The 16,845-nt window shown below is 66.1% G+C and carries 14 protein-coding genes; 10 read left to right on the top strand and 4 right to left on the bottom strand.

Translation table 11 applies throughout. From position 1 onward, the window contains the following. Positions 1–36: 36 nt before the first annotated feature. Positions 37–624: a LemA family protein gene (locus BOS5A_RS08580; protein WP_151954803.1), complete on the bottom strand. Its 588-nt coding sequence runs from the start codon at positions 622–624 to the stop codon at positions 37–39. Between the two features lie 123 nt (positions 625–747). On the opposite strand from BOS5A_RS08580, the gene mscL reads away from it, so the two are divergent. From mscL to BOS5A_RS08540, 8 genes are all read left to right on the top strand, one after another. After that, positions 748–1,191 carry a large conductance mechanosensitive channel protein MscL gene (mscL, locus tag BOS5A_RS08575; protein ID WP_151954802.1) on the top strand — a complete coding sequence of 148 codons (444 nt, stop codon included), beginning with the start codon at positions 748–750 and terminating at the stop codon, positions 1,189–1,191. Between the two features lie 80 nt (positions 1,192–1,271). Next, positions 1,272–3,683: a glycogen/starch/alpha-glucan phosphorylase gene (locus tag BOS5A_RS08570; RefSeq protein ID WP_151955915.1), complete on the top strand. Its 2,412-nt coding sequence runs from the start codon at positions 1,272–1,274 to the stop codon at positions 3,681–3,683. Continuing rightward, entirely contained in the window at positions 3,680–5,857 is a 2,178-nt protein-coding gene (glgB, locus tag BOS5A_RS08565) for a 1,4-alpha-glucan branching protein GlgB (protein WP_151954801.1), read from the top strand. Before BOS5A_RS08570 ends, glgB begins: the two co-directional genes overlap by 4 nt. 80 nt (positions 5,858–5,937) lie before the next feature. Beyond that, on the top strand, positions 5,938–7,191 hold the full coding sequence (glgC, locus tag BOS5A_RS08560) for a glucose-1-phosphate adenylyltransferase (protein ID WP_151954800.1): 1,254 nt from the start codon (positions 5,938–5,940) through the stop codon (positions 7,189–7,191). A gap of 148 nt (positions 7,192–7,339) precedes the next feature. After that, the gene (gene glgA / locus BOS5A_RS08555; RefSeq protein ID WP_151954799.1) at positions 7,340–8,764 is read left to right on the top strand and encodes a glycogen synthase GlgA; all 1,425 of its coding nucleotides are present in this window, start codon (positions 7,340–7,342) and stop codon (positions 8,762–8,764) included. Next, a complete protein-coding gene (locus BOS5A_RS08550; protein WP_151954798.1) occupies positions 8,761–10,383 on the top strand; it encodes an alpha-D-glucose phosphate-specific phosphoglucomutase in 1,623 nt (540 codons plus the stop codon). Before glgA ends, BOS5A_RS08550 begins: the two co-directional genes overlap by 4 nt. After that, the gene (glgX, locus tag BOS5A_RS08545; RefSeq protein WP_234419276.1) at positions 10,384–12,189 is read left to right on the top strand and encodes a glycogen debranching protein GlgX; all 1,806 of its coding nucleotides are present in this window, start codon (positions 10,384–10,386) and stop codon (positions 12,187–12,189) included. A gap of 82 nt (positions 12,190–12,271) precedes the next feature. Continuing rightward, positions 12,272–12,940 carry a DUF4893 domain-containing protein gene (locus tag BOS5A_RS08540; protein ID WP_151954797.1) on the top strand — a complete coding sequence of 223 codons (669 nt, stop codon included), beginning with the start codon at positions 12,272–12,274 and terminating at the stop codon, positions 12,938–12,940. A gap of 9 nt (positions 12,941–12,949) precedes the next feature. Here the strand turns inward: BOS5A_RS08540 and BOS5A_RS08535 are convergent, their stop codons facing one another. The 3 genes from BOS5A_RS08535 to BOS5A_RS08525 form a co-directional block, all read right to left on the bottom strand. Continuing rightward, positions 12,950–13,210: a hypothetical protein gene (locus BOS5A_RS08535; RefSeq protein ID WP_151954796.1), complete on the bottom strand. Its 261-nt coding sequence runs from the start codon at positions 13,208–13,210 to the stop codon at positions 12,950–12,952. 42 nt (positions 13,211–13,252) lie between these two features. Further along, entirely contained in the window at positions 13,253–13,687 is a 435-nt protein-coding gene (locus tag BOS5A_RS08530; protein WP_151954795.1) for a CoA-binding protein, read from the bottom strand. Positions 13,688–13,773: 86 nt separating this feature from the next. Beyond that, positions 13,774–14,727, bottom strand: coding sequence for an Mrp/NBP35 family ATP-binding protein (locus BOS5A_RS08525; RefSeq protein ID WP_151954794.1), 954 nt, complete (start codon positions 14,725–14,727; stop codon positions 13,774–13,776). Positions 14,728–14,798: 71 nt separating this feature from the next. On the opposite strand from BOS5A_RS08525, the gene hflK reads away from it, so the two are divergent. Further along, the gene (hflK, locus tag BOS5A_RS08520; RefSeq protein WP_151954793.1) at positions 14,799–15,911 is read left to right on the top strand and encodes a protease modulator HflK; all 1,113 of its coding nucleotides are present in this window, start codon (positions 14,799–14,801) and stop codon (positions 15,909–15,911) included. After that, entirely contained in the window at positions 15,908–16,768 is an 861-nt protein-coding gene (gene hflC, locus BOS5A_RS08515; protein WP_151954792.1) for a protease modulator HflC, read from the top strand. The genes hflK and hflC overlap by 4 nt, the downstream gene beginning before the upstream one ends. Positions 16,769–16,845 lie beyond the last annotated feature (77 nt).

Raw genomic sequence — 16,845 nt, 5'->3', positions numbered from 1 at the left:
GCGCACCAGGACACGCCGCCCGATCAGGATCGGACCTTAGCCGTTACCGCCGAAATCGACCTTCGGCGCGGTTTCGGCGCCCGGCGTGGTCGCCTGGAACGGCGTCATCGGCTTCGCACCGTAGAATATGCGTGCGCCGACCGCGTCGGGGAAGGTGCGGATGCGGGTGTTGTAGGCCTGCACTGCGTTGTTGTAGTCGCCGCGCGCGATCGAGATGCGGTTCTCGGTGCCTTCCAGCTGGCTCATGAGCGTCGTGTAGTTGCCCTGGCTCTTGAGTTCGGGATACGCCTCCTGGAGCCGCTGAAGCGACAGCGTGACCGCACTCTGCGCGCGCTCGTAGTTCGCGACCTTGGCGGGATCCTTCAGGTCGTCGCCCGAGAGCTTGACCGCATTGGCGCCGGCGCGGGCCTGGGTCACCTGGACGAGGATATCCTTTTCCTGCGCGCCCGCGGCCTTCACCGTTGAGACGAGGTTGGGGATGAGGTCGGCGCGGCGCTGATACGCGTTCTGGACATCGGCCCAGCGCGCCTTGGCGTTCTCTTCGGCGGTCGGCACGCTATTGATGCCGCAGCCAGCGAGCGTGGCGGCGAGCGTGATCGCGATCGGAGCACGGAACGTCTTCATTGAGTCCTCCTGTAGGGCCGTCGATGCCGGCCTGTCTCACCCATATAGGACACTCGAACCGCTTGGCGAAGAGGAAATCGGACTGTAGCTTCGTCGCTACATCGACCAGCGGGGAGTTCGATCATGCTGAAAGAGTTCAAGACCTTCATCATGCGCGGCAACGTGCTCGATCTCGCGGTCGCGGTGATCATCGGTGCGGCGTTCGGGAAGATCGTCACGTCGCTGACCGACGATGTGCTGATGCCGATCATCGGCAAGGTGTTCGGCGGTCTCGATTTCTCCAGTTACTTCGTCCGGCTGGGTGAGGTGCCGGCAAACTATACCGGGTCGCCGAGCGACTATGCCGCGCTCAAGAAGGCCGGCGTGCCGCTGCTGGGCTATGGCGAGTTCATCACCCAGGCGGTGAACTTCGTCATTGTCGCCTTCATCATCTTCCTCATCATCCGGGCGGTGAACCGGGTGGTGCCGAAGCCCGAGGCGGCGCCCGCCGCCGATCCGGCCGACGTTGTGCTGCTGCGCGAGATCCGCGACGAGCTCCGCGCACGGCCCCGCACCGACGGCGCATAAGGATGAGTGACCGGGCACCGGGGCGGCGCTAGGGTGGACCCGATCAACGACAGGGACCATTCGTGACCGCAACCGCGCCGATGCCGAATGCGACCGAAGATCCGCTGGCTGCGAGGATCCTCGACACGCTGATCCACCGGGTCGGCAAGGATGCGAAAGCCGCGCGGCCGCACGACTGGCTCGCCGCGACGATCCTGACGGTGCGCGACGATATCATCGACCGGTGGATGGCCTCGACCCGCGAGGCGCACGCGGCGGGGGCGAAGCGGGTCTATTATCTGAGCCTGGAGTTCCTCATCGGGCGGCTGTTGCGCGATGCGATCGCCAATCTGGGACGGACGCCGGAGGTGACGGCGGCGCTGGCGTCGCTCGGCGTCGATCTGGCGGAGATCGAGGAGATCGAGCCGGACGCCGCGCTCGGCAATGGCGGGCTGGGGCGGCTGGCGGCGTGCTTCATGGAGAGCCTCGCGACGCTGGAGCTGCCGGCTTATGGCTACGGCATCCGCTATATGAACGGCATGTTCCGCCAGCGGATCGACGATGGGTGGCAGGTCGAGCTGCCTGAGACGTGGCTGGCGCACGGGAATCCGTGGGAGTTCGAGCGGCGGGAGAGCGCCTATTTCGTCGGCTTCGGCGGAGACGTGGCTGCGAACGAGGCGGGACAGGTGCACTGGTCGCCGGCGGAAGCCGTCGAGGCGGTCGCGGTCGATACGCCGGTCGTCGGATGGCGGGGGAAGCGGGTCAATACGCTTCGGCTGTGGACCGCGGTGGCGTTCGATCCGATCCGGCTTGACCAGTTCAATGCCGGCGATCACGAGGGCGCACTGGCAGGGCAGGTGCGCGCGGAGAGCCTCGTGCGGGTGCTGTATCCGGCGGATTCGACCGCGGCGGGGCAGGAGTTGCGACTGCGGCAGGAGTATTTCTTTTCCTCCGCGTCGATTCAGGACATCGTGCGGCGGCACGTCCAGTATTTCGGTGATATCCGCACGCTGCCAGACAAGGCGGCGATCCAGTTGAACGATACCCATCCCGCGGTGGCGGTGGCGGAACTGATGCGGCTGCTCGTCGATCATCACGAGATCGCGTTCGACGCGGCGTGGGAAATCACGAAGGCGACCTTCGGCTATACCAACCACACGCTGCTGCCCGAGGCGCTGGAAAGCTGGCCGCTGCCGCTGTTCGAGCGGCTGCTGCCGCGCCACATGCAGATCGTCTATGCGATCAACGCGAAGCTGCTGCGCGAGGCGCGCAAGGTCGAGGGGGTGGACGACCGCGCGATCGCCGCGATCAGTCTGATCGACGAGGGGGGCGAGCGGCGGGTGCGGATGGCGAATCTGGCGTTCGTGGGCGCGCACAGCGTGAACGGGGTGGCGGCGCTGCACACCGAACTGATGAAGCAGACGGTGTTTGCCGACCTGCACCGGCTCTATCCCACCAAGATCAACAACAAGACCAACGGCATCACCCCGCGGCGGTGGCTGTTCGAGTGCAATCCGGGGCTGACCGCGCTGATTCGGGACTGCATCGGCGATGCGTTTCTCGATGACGCCTCCGCGCTGTCGGCGTTCGCGGATCATGCGGGCGACGCGCAGGTGCAGGAGCGGTTCGACGCGGTGAAGCGCGCGAACAAGGTCGCGCTGGTCGATCATCTGAAGGGCGTGATGGGGCTGCGGCTCGATCCGGACGCGCTGTTCGACGTGCAGATCAAGCGCATCCACGAATATAAGCGGCAGCTGCTGAATATCCTGGAGACGGTCGCGCTGTACGACCAGATCAGGAGCCATCCGGAACGCGACTGGCAGCCGCGGGTGAAGCTGTTCGCGGGGAAGGCGGCGTCGAGCTATCACAATGCGAAGCTCATCATAAAGCTGGCGAACGACGTGGCGCGACGGGTGAATTCGGACCCATCGGTCGGCGGGCTGCTGAAGGTTGCGTTCGTGCCGAACTACAATGTGAGCCTTGCCGAGAAGATCATCCCTGCCGCCGACCTCTCGGAGCAGATTTCCACCGCCGGGATGGAGGCGTCTGGCACCGGCAACATGAAGTTCGCGCTCAACGGCGCGCTGACGATCGGGACGCTGGACGGCGCGAACATCGAAATTCGCGATTATGTCGGCGCGGACAATATCGTGATCTTCGGGCTGACCGCGGACGAGGTGGCGGCGAAGCGGGGCGGCGGGTATGAACCGCGCGCGGTGATCGAGGCTTCGCGCGAATTGGCCCAGGCGGTGAACGCGGTCGCCTCGGGCGTGTTCTCGCCCGATGATCCCAATCGTTACAAGGACTTGATGAACGGCCTCTACGACCACGACTGGTTCATGGTCGCGGCCGATTTCGATGCCTATGCGGCGGCCCAGCGGCGGGTGGACGGCTGGTGGGACGACCAGCCGGCGTGGCGCGCGGCGGCGATCCGGAACGTCGCGGGCGTCGGCTGGTTCTCCTCGGATCGAACGATCCGCGAATATGCGGAGCAGATCTGGGGGGTGATGTGAAACCACCGATTGCCGCGCTGAAGGCATTGCTGGAAGGGCGGCATGACGATCCCTTTTCGCTGTTCGGCGTCCATGCGGGGCCAAAGGGGAGCTTCGCACGGGTGTGGCTGCCGGGATCGGACGTCGCGACCGCCTTTGCGCTCGACGGGACCGAACTCGGCGCGCTGAAACGCTTGGATGACGAAGGGCTGTTCGAAGGCCCGATCAAGGGCAAGCCGCAGCCGGTGAAGTATCGCGCCGGTGCGGCGGGCGTCGAATGGTGGGTGACCGATCCCTACAGCTTCGGGCCGGTGCTCGGTCCGATCGACGACGTGCTGATGGGGGAGGGGACGCATTTCCGCCTCTACGACAAGCTCGGCGCGCATGTGATTTCGCATGAAGGCGCCGAGGGTGTTCACTTCGCGATCTGGGCGCCCAATGCGAAGCGCGTTTCGGTGGTCGGCGACTGGAACGACTGGGACGGGCGCCGCCACCCTATGCGCAAACGCGCAGATACCGGCGTGTGGGAAATATTCCTGCCCGATCTTGGTGCGGGCCGCGCCTACAAATACGAGATCGTCGGCGCGGACGGCATCGTGCAGCCGCTAAAGGCCGATCCGTTCGCCTTTGCGTCCGAACTGCGGCCGGCGACCGCTTCGCTGACGACCGGCGCTCCGCAACACGAGTGGGGCGATGCCGATCACCGCGCGGCCTGGGCGAAGGTCGATCCGCGGCGCGTGCCGATCAGCATCTATGAAGTCCATGCCGGATCGTGGCAGCGCGACGATAGTGGCTGGTTCCTGACCTGGGACGCGCTCGCCGACCGGCTGATCCCCTATGTCGTCGAGATGGGATTCACCCATATAGAATTCCTGCCGATCAGCGAGCATCCCTATGATCCGAGCTGGGGCTATCAGACGACCGGACTTTATGCGCCGTCTGCGCGGTTCGGCGATGTCGAGGGGTTCGCGCGGTTCGTGGACGGGGCGCACCGGGCGGGGCTGGGCGTGCTGCTCGACTGGGTGCCGGCGCATTTCCCGACCGACGCGCATGGACTGGCCCGGTTCGACGGGACCGCGCTCTACGAGCATGACGACCCGCGATTGGGCTATCATCCCGACTGGAATACCGCGATCTACAATTTCGGGCGGCGCGAGGTTTCGTCGTTCCTGGTCAACAACGCGCTGTTCTGGGCGGAGCGCTATCATATCGACGGCCTGCGCGTCGATGCGGTCGCGTCGATGCTCTACCGCGACTACAGCCGCAAGGCGGGCGAGTGGATTCCGAACAAGGAAGGCGGGCGCGAGAATTGGGAGGCGGTCGACTTCCTGCGAAAGACCAACATCGCGGTTTACGGCGAGCATCCGGGTGTCTTCACCGTCGCCGAGGAGTCGACCGCCTGGCCCGGCGTTACCAACCCGGTGCATGAGGACGGGTTGGGTTTCGGGTTCAAGTGGAACATGGGCTTCATGCACGACACGCTGAAATATATGGCGCGCGAGTCCGTCCACCGTCGCCATCATCACGACGACATAACCTTCGGGCTGATGTATGCCTTTACCGAGAATTTCGTGCTGCCCTTGAGCCATGACGAGGTGGTGCACGGCAAGGGATCGCTGCTGACGAAGATGAGCGGCGACGACTGGCAGCAATTCGCCAATCTGCGCGCCTATTATGCGATGATGTGGGGCTACCCCGGCAAGAAGCTGCTGTTCATGGGGCAGGAGTTCGCGCAGCGCCGCGAATGGAGCGAGGAGCGCGCGCTCGACTGGAACCTCCAGCATTCGGCGGCGCATGAAGGCGTGCGCAAGCTCGTCCGCGACTTGAATCGGCTCTACCGCGCCAAGCCCGCACTCCACGCGCGCGACTGTGAGGCGGAGGGGTTCGAGTGGCTGGTCGTCGACGATGCCGAGAACTCGGTTTTTGCCTGGCTGCGCAAGGCGCCGGATGCGCGGCCTGTCGCGGTGATCTGCAACATGACGCCGATTGCGCGCGCGCCGTATCGCGTGCCCCTGCCGCATGATGGGCGCTGGCGCGAGGTCATCAATTCCGACGCGCATGATTATTGGGGGTCGGGCCTCGGCAATCTTGGCGGGGTCGATGCGAAGGACGGCGCGGCCTGGGTGACGCTGCCGCCGCTGGCGACGTTGATGCTGGAATGGTCTGGCGCGCATTCGGACGTCCGTTCGCCCTGAGCGAAGTCGAAGGGCAGAACGTGCTTCGACTTCGCTCAGCACGAACGGGCAATCAGAACGATGCGACGGGAGAAGGTGGAATGGTCGAGAGGAAGCAGCCGCTGGCCCGCGACGCGATGGCGTATGTGCTTGCCGGCGGGCGCGGCAGTCGCCTTCACGAAATGACCGATTCCCGGGCCAAGCCTGCGGTATATTTCGGGGGAAAGAGCCGGATCATCGACTTCGCGCTGTCGAACGCGCTCAATTCGGGCATTCGCCGCATCGGGGTTGCGACCCAGTACAAGGCGCACAGCCTGATCCGCCATCTCCAGCGCGGCTGGAACTTCCTGCGCCCCGAACGCAACGAAAGCTTCGACATCCTGCCCGCCAGCCAGCGGATCAGTGAGTTCCAATGGTATGACGGCACCGCCGACGCAGTTTACCAGAACATCGACATCATAGAGAGTTATGCGCCGGAGTTCATGGTCATTCTCGCGGGCGACCACATCTACAAGATGGATTACGAGCTGATCCTCCAGCAGCATGTCGACAGCGGTGCCGATGTAACGGTGGCGTGTCTCGAGGTGCCGCGAAAGGACGCGGTCGGTTTCGGGGTGATGCATGTCGATGATGAGGACCGGATCATCGATTTCGTCGAAAAGCCCGCCGATCCACCGGCCATGCCGGGCAAACCCGACGTCAGCCTGGCGTCGATGGGAATCTACGTCTTCCACACGAAGCGGTTGTTCGACGAACTGCGCCGCGATTCGGACACCGAAGGGTCCTCGCGCGATTTCGGCAAGGACATCATTCCGTATCTCGTGAAGCACGGGAAGGCGGTGGCGCACCGGTTTTCGGATAGCTGCGTGCGGTCGACGACCGAGGCGACGAGCTACTGGCGCGATGTGGGAACGGTGGATGCCTATTGGGAGGCGAATATCGACCTGACCGACGTGCTGCCGCAGCTCGATCTCTACGATCGCAGCTGGCCGCTCTGGACCTACTCGGAGATCACTCCGCCGGCGAAGTTCGTCCATGACGTTGACGGGCGGCGCGGGTCGGCGGTGGCGAGTCTCGTATCGGGGGATTGCATCGTTTCGGGATCGTCGATCCACCGGTCGCTGCTGTTCACCGGCGTGCGCTCGCACAGCTTTGCGATGCTCGACGAGGCGGTGGTGCTGCCGCATTGCCATATCGGACGCGGATCGCGGTTGCGGAAGGTCGTGATCGATCGCGGCGTTGTGATTCCGGATGGCCTCGTGGTCGGGGACGATCCGGTGCTGGACGCGCACCGGTTCCGGCGGACGGATAACGGGGTGTGTCTGATTACGCAGCCGATGATCGATCGGTTGTGAGGGGGGGCGGCCTAATCCCCTCTCCCTTTGGGAGAGGGGCAAGGCGCGAAGCGCCGCGGGGTGAGGGCGAGTACAGTGCGCAATTCGCCGCCCTCACCCTTCCGCCGCTTCGCGGCTCCCTCCCTCTCCCATCGGGAGAGGGAATGTGATGCGCGTCCTCTCCGTTGCATCCGAGGCCTATCCGCTGGTTAAGACCGGCGGCCTGGCCGATGTTGTCGGCGCGCTTCCCGCAGCGCTGGCGCCGCACGGGGTGGAGACGACAACGCTGCTTCCCGGCTATCCGTCTGTCGGCGCGCAGGTGAAACGGGCGAAGATCGTGCACCGCTGGCCCAAGCTGCTCGGCGTCGAGGCGCGGCTGCTCAAGGGGGAGATCGGCGGGCATCCGCTGCTGGTCCTCGATGCGCCGAAGCTCTTCGCGCGCGAGGGCGGGCTCTACGGTGATGCGATGGGGCGCGATTGGCCCGACAACTGGCGGCGGTTCGCGGCGCTCGCCCGTGCCGCGGCGGATATCGCGATCGGCAGCCGGTTCGACATTCTCCACGCCCATGACTGGCAGGCGGCAATGGCGCCGGCGTATCTGCGTTACGACCGCGCGACGACGAAGAGCGTCGTCACGATCCATAATATCGCCTTCCAGGGGCGGTTCGAGGCGAGTGTGTTTGGCGAACTCGGCCTGCCCGCATCGGCCTTCGCGCTCGACGGGGTGGAGTATTTCGGTGGGGTTGGCTTCCTGAAGGCGGGGCTTGCGGCGGCGAGCGCGATCACGACCGTCAGCCCGACCTATGCGACCGAGATCCTCGTGGCTGAGTATGGCATGGGGCTGGAAGGGCTGATCGCCGCGCGCGAGGATCGGCTGACGGGGATCGTCAACGGCATCGACCCCGCGATCTGGGACCCGGAGACCGACGCGGCGCTGCCGGCGCGCTATACCGCGCGGACGCTCGCGAAGCGGCGCGCGAACAAGCGCGCGGTGGAGGCGCAGTTCGCGCTCGATCGCAGTGATGGCCCGCTGTTCACCGTCGTCAGCCGGCTGACATGGCAGAAGGGGATGGACGTCCTTGTCGAATGCCTCGACGCGCTGGTGGCGATGGGCGGGCGGCTCGCGCTGCTGGGATCGGGTGATGCGGGGCTGGAGGCGGCGTTCCACGGTGCTGCGGCCCGGCATCCGGGGCGCATTGGGGTGCGGATAGGCTATGACGAGGCGCTGTCTCATCTGCTCCAGGGCGGGGCGGACGCGATCCTGATCCCGTCGCGGTTCGAACCGTGTGGGCTGACCCAGCTTTACGGCCTCGCTTATGGCTGTGTGCCCGTCGTTGCGCGGACGGGCGGGCTGGCGGATACGGTGATCGACGCGAACGAGGCTGCGCTGGCGGCGGGGGTCGCGACGGGCGTGCAGTTCGACGGCGTGACCGCGGCGTCGCTCACGCGTGCGATCCGTCGCACGATCGCGCTCCATGCGTCGCCCGGCTGCTGGCAGACGATCCAGCGATCGGGCATGCGCGCCGACTTCAGCTGGGGAACGAGCGGCGCCCGCTATGCGCGGCTCTACAGCGACCTGACGAGGGACTCATGATCCGCGAATGCCCGACCACGCCCTATGACGACCAGAAGCCCGGCACATCGGGGCTGCGCAAGAAGGTGCGCGTGTTCGAGCAGCCGAATTATGCGGAGAACTTCATCCAGTCGGTCTTCGACGTGGTGGAGGACAAGGCCGGCGCGACGCTCGTCATCGGCGGCGACGGGCGCTATCTCAACCGCAGCGTCATTCAGCGCGCGATCCGGATGGCGGCGGCGAACGGGTTCGGTCGGGTCGTGGTAGGACAGGGCGGCATCCTCTCCACACCGGCCGCGAGCCACCTGATCCGCAAGCGGGGTGCGATCGGCGGGCTGGTGCTGTCCGCAAGCCACAATCCCGGTGGCCCGAACGAGGATTTCGGAATCAAGTATAATATCGCCAATGGTGGGCCGGCACCGGAGAAGGTGACCGAGGCGATCCATGCGCGGACGCTGACGATCGACCGGTGGCTGACGGTGGACGCGGACGACGTCGATTTGGATGCAATGGGGACGGTTGAGGTCGGCGATATGCCGGTCGAGATCGTCGATCCTGTCGCGGACTATGCGACGCTGATGGAGACGCTGTTCGATTTCGCCGCGATCAGGCGGGCGGTCGATGGTGGGTTCCGCATGATCTTCGATGCGATGAGCGCGGTGACGGGGCCGTATGCACACGAAATCCTGGAGCGGCGGCTGGCGTTTCCGGCCGGGACGGTTCGGAACGGCACGCCGCTGGAGGATTTCGGAGGGCATCACCCCGATCCGAACCTCGTTCACGCGCGCGAACTGTACGAGGCGATGATGGCGCCGGACGCGCCCGATTTCGGTGCGGCGTCGGACGGGGATGGCGACCGCAATCTCATCATCGGGCGCGGGCGGTTCATCACGCCATCGGACAGCCTCGCAATGCTGGCGGCTAATGCGCATCTCGCGCAGGGCTATGCGGGCGGCCTAAAGGGAATCGCGCGGTCGATGCCGACGAGTGCGGCGGCGGATCGGGTGGCGGAAAGCCTTGGCGTCCGAGCTTATGAGACGCCGACCGGATGGAAGTTTTTCGGCAACCTGCTCGATGCGGGCCTCGCGACGATCTGCGGGGAGGAGAGCGCGGGGACCGGCTCCGATCATGTGCGCGAGAAGGACGGGCTGTGGGCGGTGCTGTTGTGGCTCAACATCCTCGCGGTGCGCGACGTGTCGGTGGACGCACTGGCGCGCGATCACTGGGCGCGGTTCGGGCGGAATTATTATGCACGGCATGATTATGAAGGCGTCGACAGCGCGGCGGCGGATGCACTGATGGCGGAGTTGCGCGCGGCGTTGCCGACGCTGCCGGGTGCGCGGTTCGGCGGGCTTACGGTCGCTGCGGCCGACGACTTCGCCTATCACGATCCGGTCGATGGCTCGGTGAGCGATCATCAGGGCGTGCGGGTGCTGATCGAGGGCGGCAGCCGGACCGTCTTTCGTCTGTCGGGGACGGGGACGAGCGGAGCGACGCTGCGTGTGTATCTGGAACGCTACGAAGCCGAGGTGATCGACGGCGAGACCGGCGCGATGCTCGCCGATCTGGTCGCCGCGGCGGACCGGATCGCCGGGATCGTCCGCCACACCGGCAGGACCGCGCCTGACGTCGTGACCTGAGTGTCGCCGGGGGCGGTCCTGGTCGCGGACGGCGTGCGCTTCGCAGTTCATGCCGCGACGCAGCCGACGCTTTGCCTGTTCCACGGCAAGGCCGAGCGACGCATCGCGATGGCGCGGGCGGGCGCGCTGTGGGTGGCGACGGTGCCGGGCGCCGGCGAGGGAACGCGCTACGGCTTCCGAACAGAAACCGATCCGGCGAAACTGCTCGTCGATCCTTACGCGACCGAGATTGATGTGCCGTTTGCCTGGCATCCCGATCTGGCGGAACCTGGCCGGGAGACGGCGCATCTGGTGCCCAAGGCGGTCGTGCGTGCGCCAATGTCGGCCGTGGACGATCACGTCACCTTCACGCCGGGCGGGCTGATCTACGAACTCAACGTCCGCGGATTTACGATGCTGCATCCCGAGGTCCCGGAAGCGCAATGCGGCACGATCGCGGCGCTTGGGCATCCGGCGGTGATCGCGCACCTCAAGCGGATCGGCGTCGATGCGGTTGAACTGATGCCGGTCGCGGCGTGGATCGATGAGCGCCACTTGCCGCCGCTGGGGCTGCGCAACACCTGGGGATACAACCCGATCACGATGATGGCGCTCGACCCGCGGATCGCGCCGGGCGGAATTGCAGAGTTGCGCGCCGCGGTCGCAGCGCTCCATGCCGCGGAAATCGCGGTGATCCTCGACGTGGTGTTCAATCATAGCGGGGAGAGCGACGTGCACGGCGCGACGCTGTCGTTCCGCGGCCTCGACGGTGCGACCTATTATGCGCATGCGCCGGACGGGAGCCTCATCAACGACACCGGCACGGGGAACACGCTGAGGGCCGGGCATCCCGTCGTGCGGCGCTTGATCCTGGATACGCTGCGATACTTCGTGGAGCACGCCGGTGTGGACGGGTTCCGCTTCGACCTCGCGCCGGTGCTGGCGCGCGATCCGGGGTTCGATCCGCAGGCCGCGATCTTTGCCGAGATTGCCGCCGATCCGGTGCTTCGCGGCCGGACGATGATCGCGGAGCCGTGGGATATCGGGCCGGGCGGGTATCAACTCGGTGCCTTTCCGCAGACCTGGCTGGAATGGAATGACCGCTACCGCGACGATGTGCGCCGATTCTGGCGGGGTGATGGCGATGCGGGGGCACTGGCGACGCGACTTGCCGGATCGAGCGACGTCTTTGGCGATACGGTGACGCGGACGGTGAACTTCGTCGCGGCGCATGATGGGTTCACGCTGGCCGATACCGTCGCCTATGCAGAACGCCATAACGCGGCGAACGGGGAGGGCAATCGCGACGGACACGGCCAGAATTACAGCTGGAATAACGGGGTGGAAGGGCCGACCGGCGATGTTTCGATTATCGAGAAGCGGCAGGCGGACGCCGCCGCGCTGCTGCTGACTCTCGCGGCTTCCCGCGGCACGATCCAGATCACCGCGGGCGACGAATTCGGACGGAGCCAAGCCGGCAACAATAACGCCTACGCGCAGGATAACGCAGAGTTCTGGATCGATTGGGGAGGGCGCGACCGCGCGCTTGAGGCGCTGTTCGCGCAGGCCATGGCCTGGCGAAGGCGGCATCCTGCGGTTGGCGATCCCGCCATTCGCCACGACGCCCGCTGGCTGAGCCTTGATGGCCAACCCCTGACTGCCGCGGACTGGCAAGGCGCTGCGAGCCAGGGGTTCGTTCTTCAGCTGTCGGAGGCCGAAGATAGCATCGCGATCCGGATCGACCGAACCGCACGCTGCGTAACGCTGGGTGCCAGCGACGTGCCCGACGTTCGCTCTGTCCCGCCATTCAGTCGATCGAGCGGTTAACGCGTCGTTTACCATTTGGGATCATGACTCGTTAACGAATTGAGCGGCTGTCAGGGCTAGCTCGTATCGGCAGGAGATATTCATGCGCGGCATCATGACTGCGATCCCGCTTTGCCTTCTCGCGGCGTGCGCCGGACACAAGACACCGCCTGCTGCGACGGTTGCTGCCGAGGCGCCACCGGCGACACCCACCTGGGAAACGCTGATCTTGCCAGAGGACGCGACGCGCCTCGACGATATCGCGCGGCGGTGGGTCAATGCCCGCACCGCAGCGCGGCGGGTGAGCGCCAAGCGGCTGGAAACCGAAGGCGATCTCCTGCAACCGGGCGGGGCGCTCGCCTATCCCGATCCCTCGCCGGGGCCCTATCGCTGCCGCCGCGTGCGGATCGGCACCAGCCCGCGCAGCTTCGTCGGCGAAGCGCCGGGCTTTTGCGCGGTGCAGGCGACCGAGCGTGGTTTGGGCTTCATCATGCAGACAGGCGCGGCGCGGCCGGACGGTTATCTGTTCGCCGACAAGGCCGACCGGATGGTCCTGCTTGGCGGCGAGGCGCCGGGAAAGACCGGACGTGCGCCGGGCTATGGCGCCGATGCCGGAAAATCGGTCACCGGGTCGCTCGAGCGCATCGGGGATTTTCGTTGGCGGCTGGTCATTCCGCGGCGCGACGATGGGCTGGACGTGATCGAGATGGTGCCGATCGCACCCAAGATGCGCGGCGATACCGGCGCAATCCAGGCGAGCGACGCGGATTAAGACGCCCCGTCAATCCGTGAGCGGCGTCGACAGCAAGGCTCGCGGTCGCTTCGTGCACATCCGCGCCCCGACGACCTGGCACCGCTGCCCGTCCTCGACAAAGGCGCGATCCTTGGCGTTTGGCGAATCTCCGGCCGAAGGATCGATCCGGTAAGGGCTGCGTCGCGGCGCCACCTGCGTATCGCTGACGGAAAGCCGCTTCGCTGCGGTCGCGACGAGCGTATCGGGCGTGCCACCCGCGAAGATGAATGCTGCTAGGACGATCGACATATCAAGCACCCCTGGTTCGCTTAAAACGGCTAACGGGTACGCCTACGCTTTCCTGACAGGCGCGATGCCTAGTCGCGCGATCTCGATCTTTGGGCAGCGATCCATGACCACCTCTAGCCCTGCCGCCTCTGCCCGCGCCGCAGCCGCTTCGTTCACGACGCCCAACTGCATCCAGACCGCCTTTGCGCCCGCAGCGATCGCTTCGTCCACGACATCGCCTGCCGCAGCCGAGTTGCGAAAGATATCAACCATGTCGATCGGATCGCCAAGCTGCGACAGGTCGCGAAACACGAATTCGCCGTGGATATGCTCCCCGGTGATCTGCGGATTGACGGGGATGACCCGGTAGCCGTGCGCCTGTAGCGCCGCCATCACGCCGTTGCTCGCCCGCTCGGGACGATCCGACGCGCCGACAAGCGCGATCGTCCGCGTGCTCGTCAGCAGATCACGAATCTCATCGTCGGTGGTCAGCGGCATGATCGTGTCCACGGCAGGAACTGGTCCGCTCGTGCCGACGCTTTACGCACGCGGCACGACCGGTATCAGATCAACGTGTTGAGGCCTCAACGGTTTCCCAGCCACGTGACGATTTTGTCGGCGATCGGACGAAAGACCTGGTCGCCCCCCGCCGCGGCGGGCGGCATGCCCGCGTCGGACGCCTTGCGGATGGCGATGTCGAGGGGGACGCGTCCCAGAAACGGTATCCCGCGCCGCACCGCCTCCGCCTCCGCGCCGCCGCTGCCGAACGGGTCGGAAATCTCGCCGCAACGCGGGCACGCATAGCCCGCCATGTTTTCGATCAGGCCGATGATCGGCACGCCGGCCTTGTCGAACAGGTCGATCGCGCGCTCGGCGTCGATCAGCGCGAGGTCCTGCGGGGTCGATACGATGACCGCGCCCGCCGGCTTGTGCTTCTGCACCATGGTGAGTTGCACATCACCGGTGCCGGGTGGCAAATCGAGCACCAGCGTGTCGGCGGCGCCCCAGTCGCCATCGACCAGCTGGCCGAGCGCACCGGCCGCCATCGGCCCGCGCCACGCAAGCGCGCGGCCGGGCTCGACCAGCTGCCCCATCGACAGCATCGGCACGCCATAGGGCGTCGGCACGGGCAGCAGCACCTTGTCCTTCGCCTGAGGGCGCTCACCCTCCGCCGCCATGAGGCGCGGTTGTGAGGGACCATAGATATCGGCATCGACCAGCCCAACGCGTCTTCCGGCTACGCGCATGGCGATGGCTAAGTTGGCCGCCAGCGTCGATTTGCCGACACCGCCCTTGCCGCTGGCGATCGCGATCAATTTCCGCGTGACTCGCTCCACGGTTACGACGACGCGAACCTCACGGCCGGGCGCCGCGGCGCGCGCTGTCGCTTCGACATCGGACGACAGCGTATCCCGCTCCGTGTCCGACAGCCCGGTCGCATCAAGGACGATCCCGACCCTGCTCCCTTCGAAACGGACGGTGGCGCGGTCTCCGGCGATCGCCGCGATGGCGGCGGAAATGGCAGCGTCTGTGGTCATCCGCGACCCGATACGCGCGCAACCGTTGCTTGCCACTGTTTTTCGGCGACGGCGCACCTATAAAGAGCGGCATGACGATCCTGCCGGCCTGGTTGAGGCGCCCTTCCATTCTATCGATCGACGCACCCAAGGGGCCATGGGGCGGAGGCGGCAACGATGGAAGCGGGGGCGGAGACGGCGGCCCGCCGCGCAATCCCTGGGCGACCCCGCCATCGGGCCGCAAGGGTGGCGCGAAGCCGACCGCGCTCGATGAATTCCTGAAACGCGCCCGGGGCGGCGGCGACGGCAATGGGCTTGGCGGCGGTGGCTTGCCGGGCGGCGCCAACGCCCGCGCGTTGTGGCTGATCGGCGTCGCGATCATCGTCGGCGTGTGGATCCTCTACACGTCGGTGCATCCGATCGGTCCGCAGCAGCGCGGCGTCGTGACCTATTTCGGTCGCTATGCCGGCACGCTCGATCCCGGCATCCGCCTGACGCTGCCGGCCCCGATCGCGCAGGTGCAGAAACTGGACGTGCAGAAGATCCGCACCGACGACTTCCCGCGCGATGGCGACGAGAACGTCCTGACCGGCGATTCGAACATCATCGACCTCGCCTATTCGGTGCGCTGGGATATTTCCTCGCCCAAGGACTTCGTGTTCCAGATCAAGAACCCGGAAGAGACGGTGCGCGCGACTGCGGAGAGCGCGATGCGCGCGGTGCTGGCGACGACGACTCTGAACGACGCGATCGGCGCGGGGCGCACCGTGATCGAGGCGCGCGTCCAGGGCCTTATGCAGCAGATCCTCAACGACTATAAGTCCGGCGTTCGGGTGCAGGGCGTGTCGATCAAGCAGGCGTCTGCGCCGGCGAGCCTGATCGACGATTTCAACGCCGTCACCGCCGCGCAGCAGGAAGCGGCCGGCAACCTCAACAATTCGCGGTCCTACGCCCAGCAGGTCATCGCGCGTGCGCAGGGCGAGGCGGCGTCGTTCGACAAGGTCTACGAACAGTATAAGCTCGCCCCCGAGGTGACGCGCCGGCGCATGTATTACGAGACGATGGAAGCGGTGCTCGCCAATACCGACAAGACGATCGTCGAGCCCAACGGGATCGCGCCGTTTCTGCCGCTCGATCGGGCGAAGCGCCTTCCCGAACCGGAAGCGCCGGCCACGGCGGCGCCGGCGCAGGGAGGTGGCCAGTGAGCGTGCTTCGCAACCCCGTCGCGCTCGGCTTCGCCGCGCTTGGCGCCGTCATCGTCGCCGCGGCGACCTTTGCGATCGTGCCCGAGAACCAGCAGGCCGTCATTTTGCGGTTCGAGCAGCCGGTTGGCATCTACAATGCGTGGAAGCCGAACGAGGTCGTCGGGCGTTCCGGCGCCGGGCTCGTCGCGCGCATTCCCTTCGTCGACAAGATCGTGTGGGTCGACAAGCGCGTGCTCGACGTCGATCTGGACAACACGTCGGTGCTGTCGACCGACCAGCGCCGGCTCGAGGTCGATGCTTTTGCGCGCTACCGGATCATCGACCCGCTGAAGATGGTGGTGACGGCCGGCAGCGTGGAGGGTGTCGAATCGCAGCTTCGCCCGCTACTCGGCACGGCGCTGCGCAACGAGTTGGGCAAGGTACCGTTCGCCGATCTGCTGAGCCCCGAGCGCGGCGCGGTGATGGACGCGATCCAGACGTCGCTGGAGCGAAACGCGCAGCAATATGGCGCCGAAATCGTCGATGTGCGGATCAAGCAGGCCGACCTGCCGGAGGGCAGCCCGCTGCAAAGCGCGCTCGACCGGATGCGCACCGCGCGCCAGCAGGAGGCGAACACGATCCGCGCGCAGGGTTTGAAGCAGGCGCAGATCGTTCGCGCCGATGCCGATGCCCAGGCTGCTAAAATTTATGCCGATGCGTTCAGCAAGGATGCGGACTTCTACGATTTCTACCGCGCGATGCAGTCCTATCGCCACACGTTCGGCGCCGACGGCAACCCGCCGCCAAAGGGCGGCACATCGATCATCATGGGTCCGAATAACGGGTATCTGAAGGAATTCGAAGGCCGCGGGCGCTGAGCCCGGAACAGCTTTCGGTTCGTTCATATTCAAACAGCGTTCATCGAGGATCGACCACAGACGTTATCGATCCGGGA

Origin of the sequence: Sphingomonas sp. EC-HK361, assembly GCF_902498785.1 — a bacterium.
GTDB lineage: Bacteria > Pseudomonadota > Alphaproteobacteria > Sphingomonadales > Sphingomonadaceae > Sphingomonas.
Note: the sequence above shows the minus strand (reverse complement) of the source record. Positions and strands in the feature narration are given on the sequence as shown.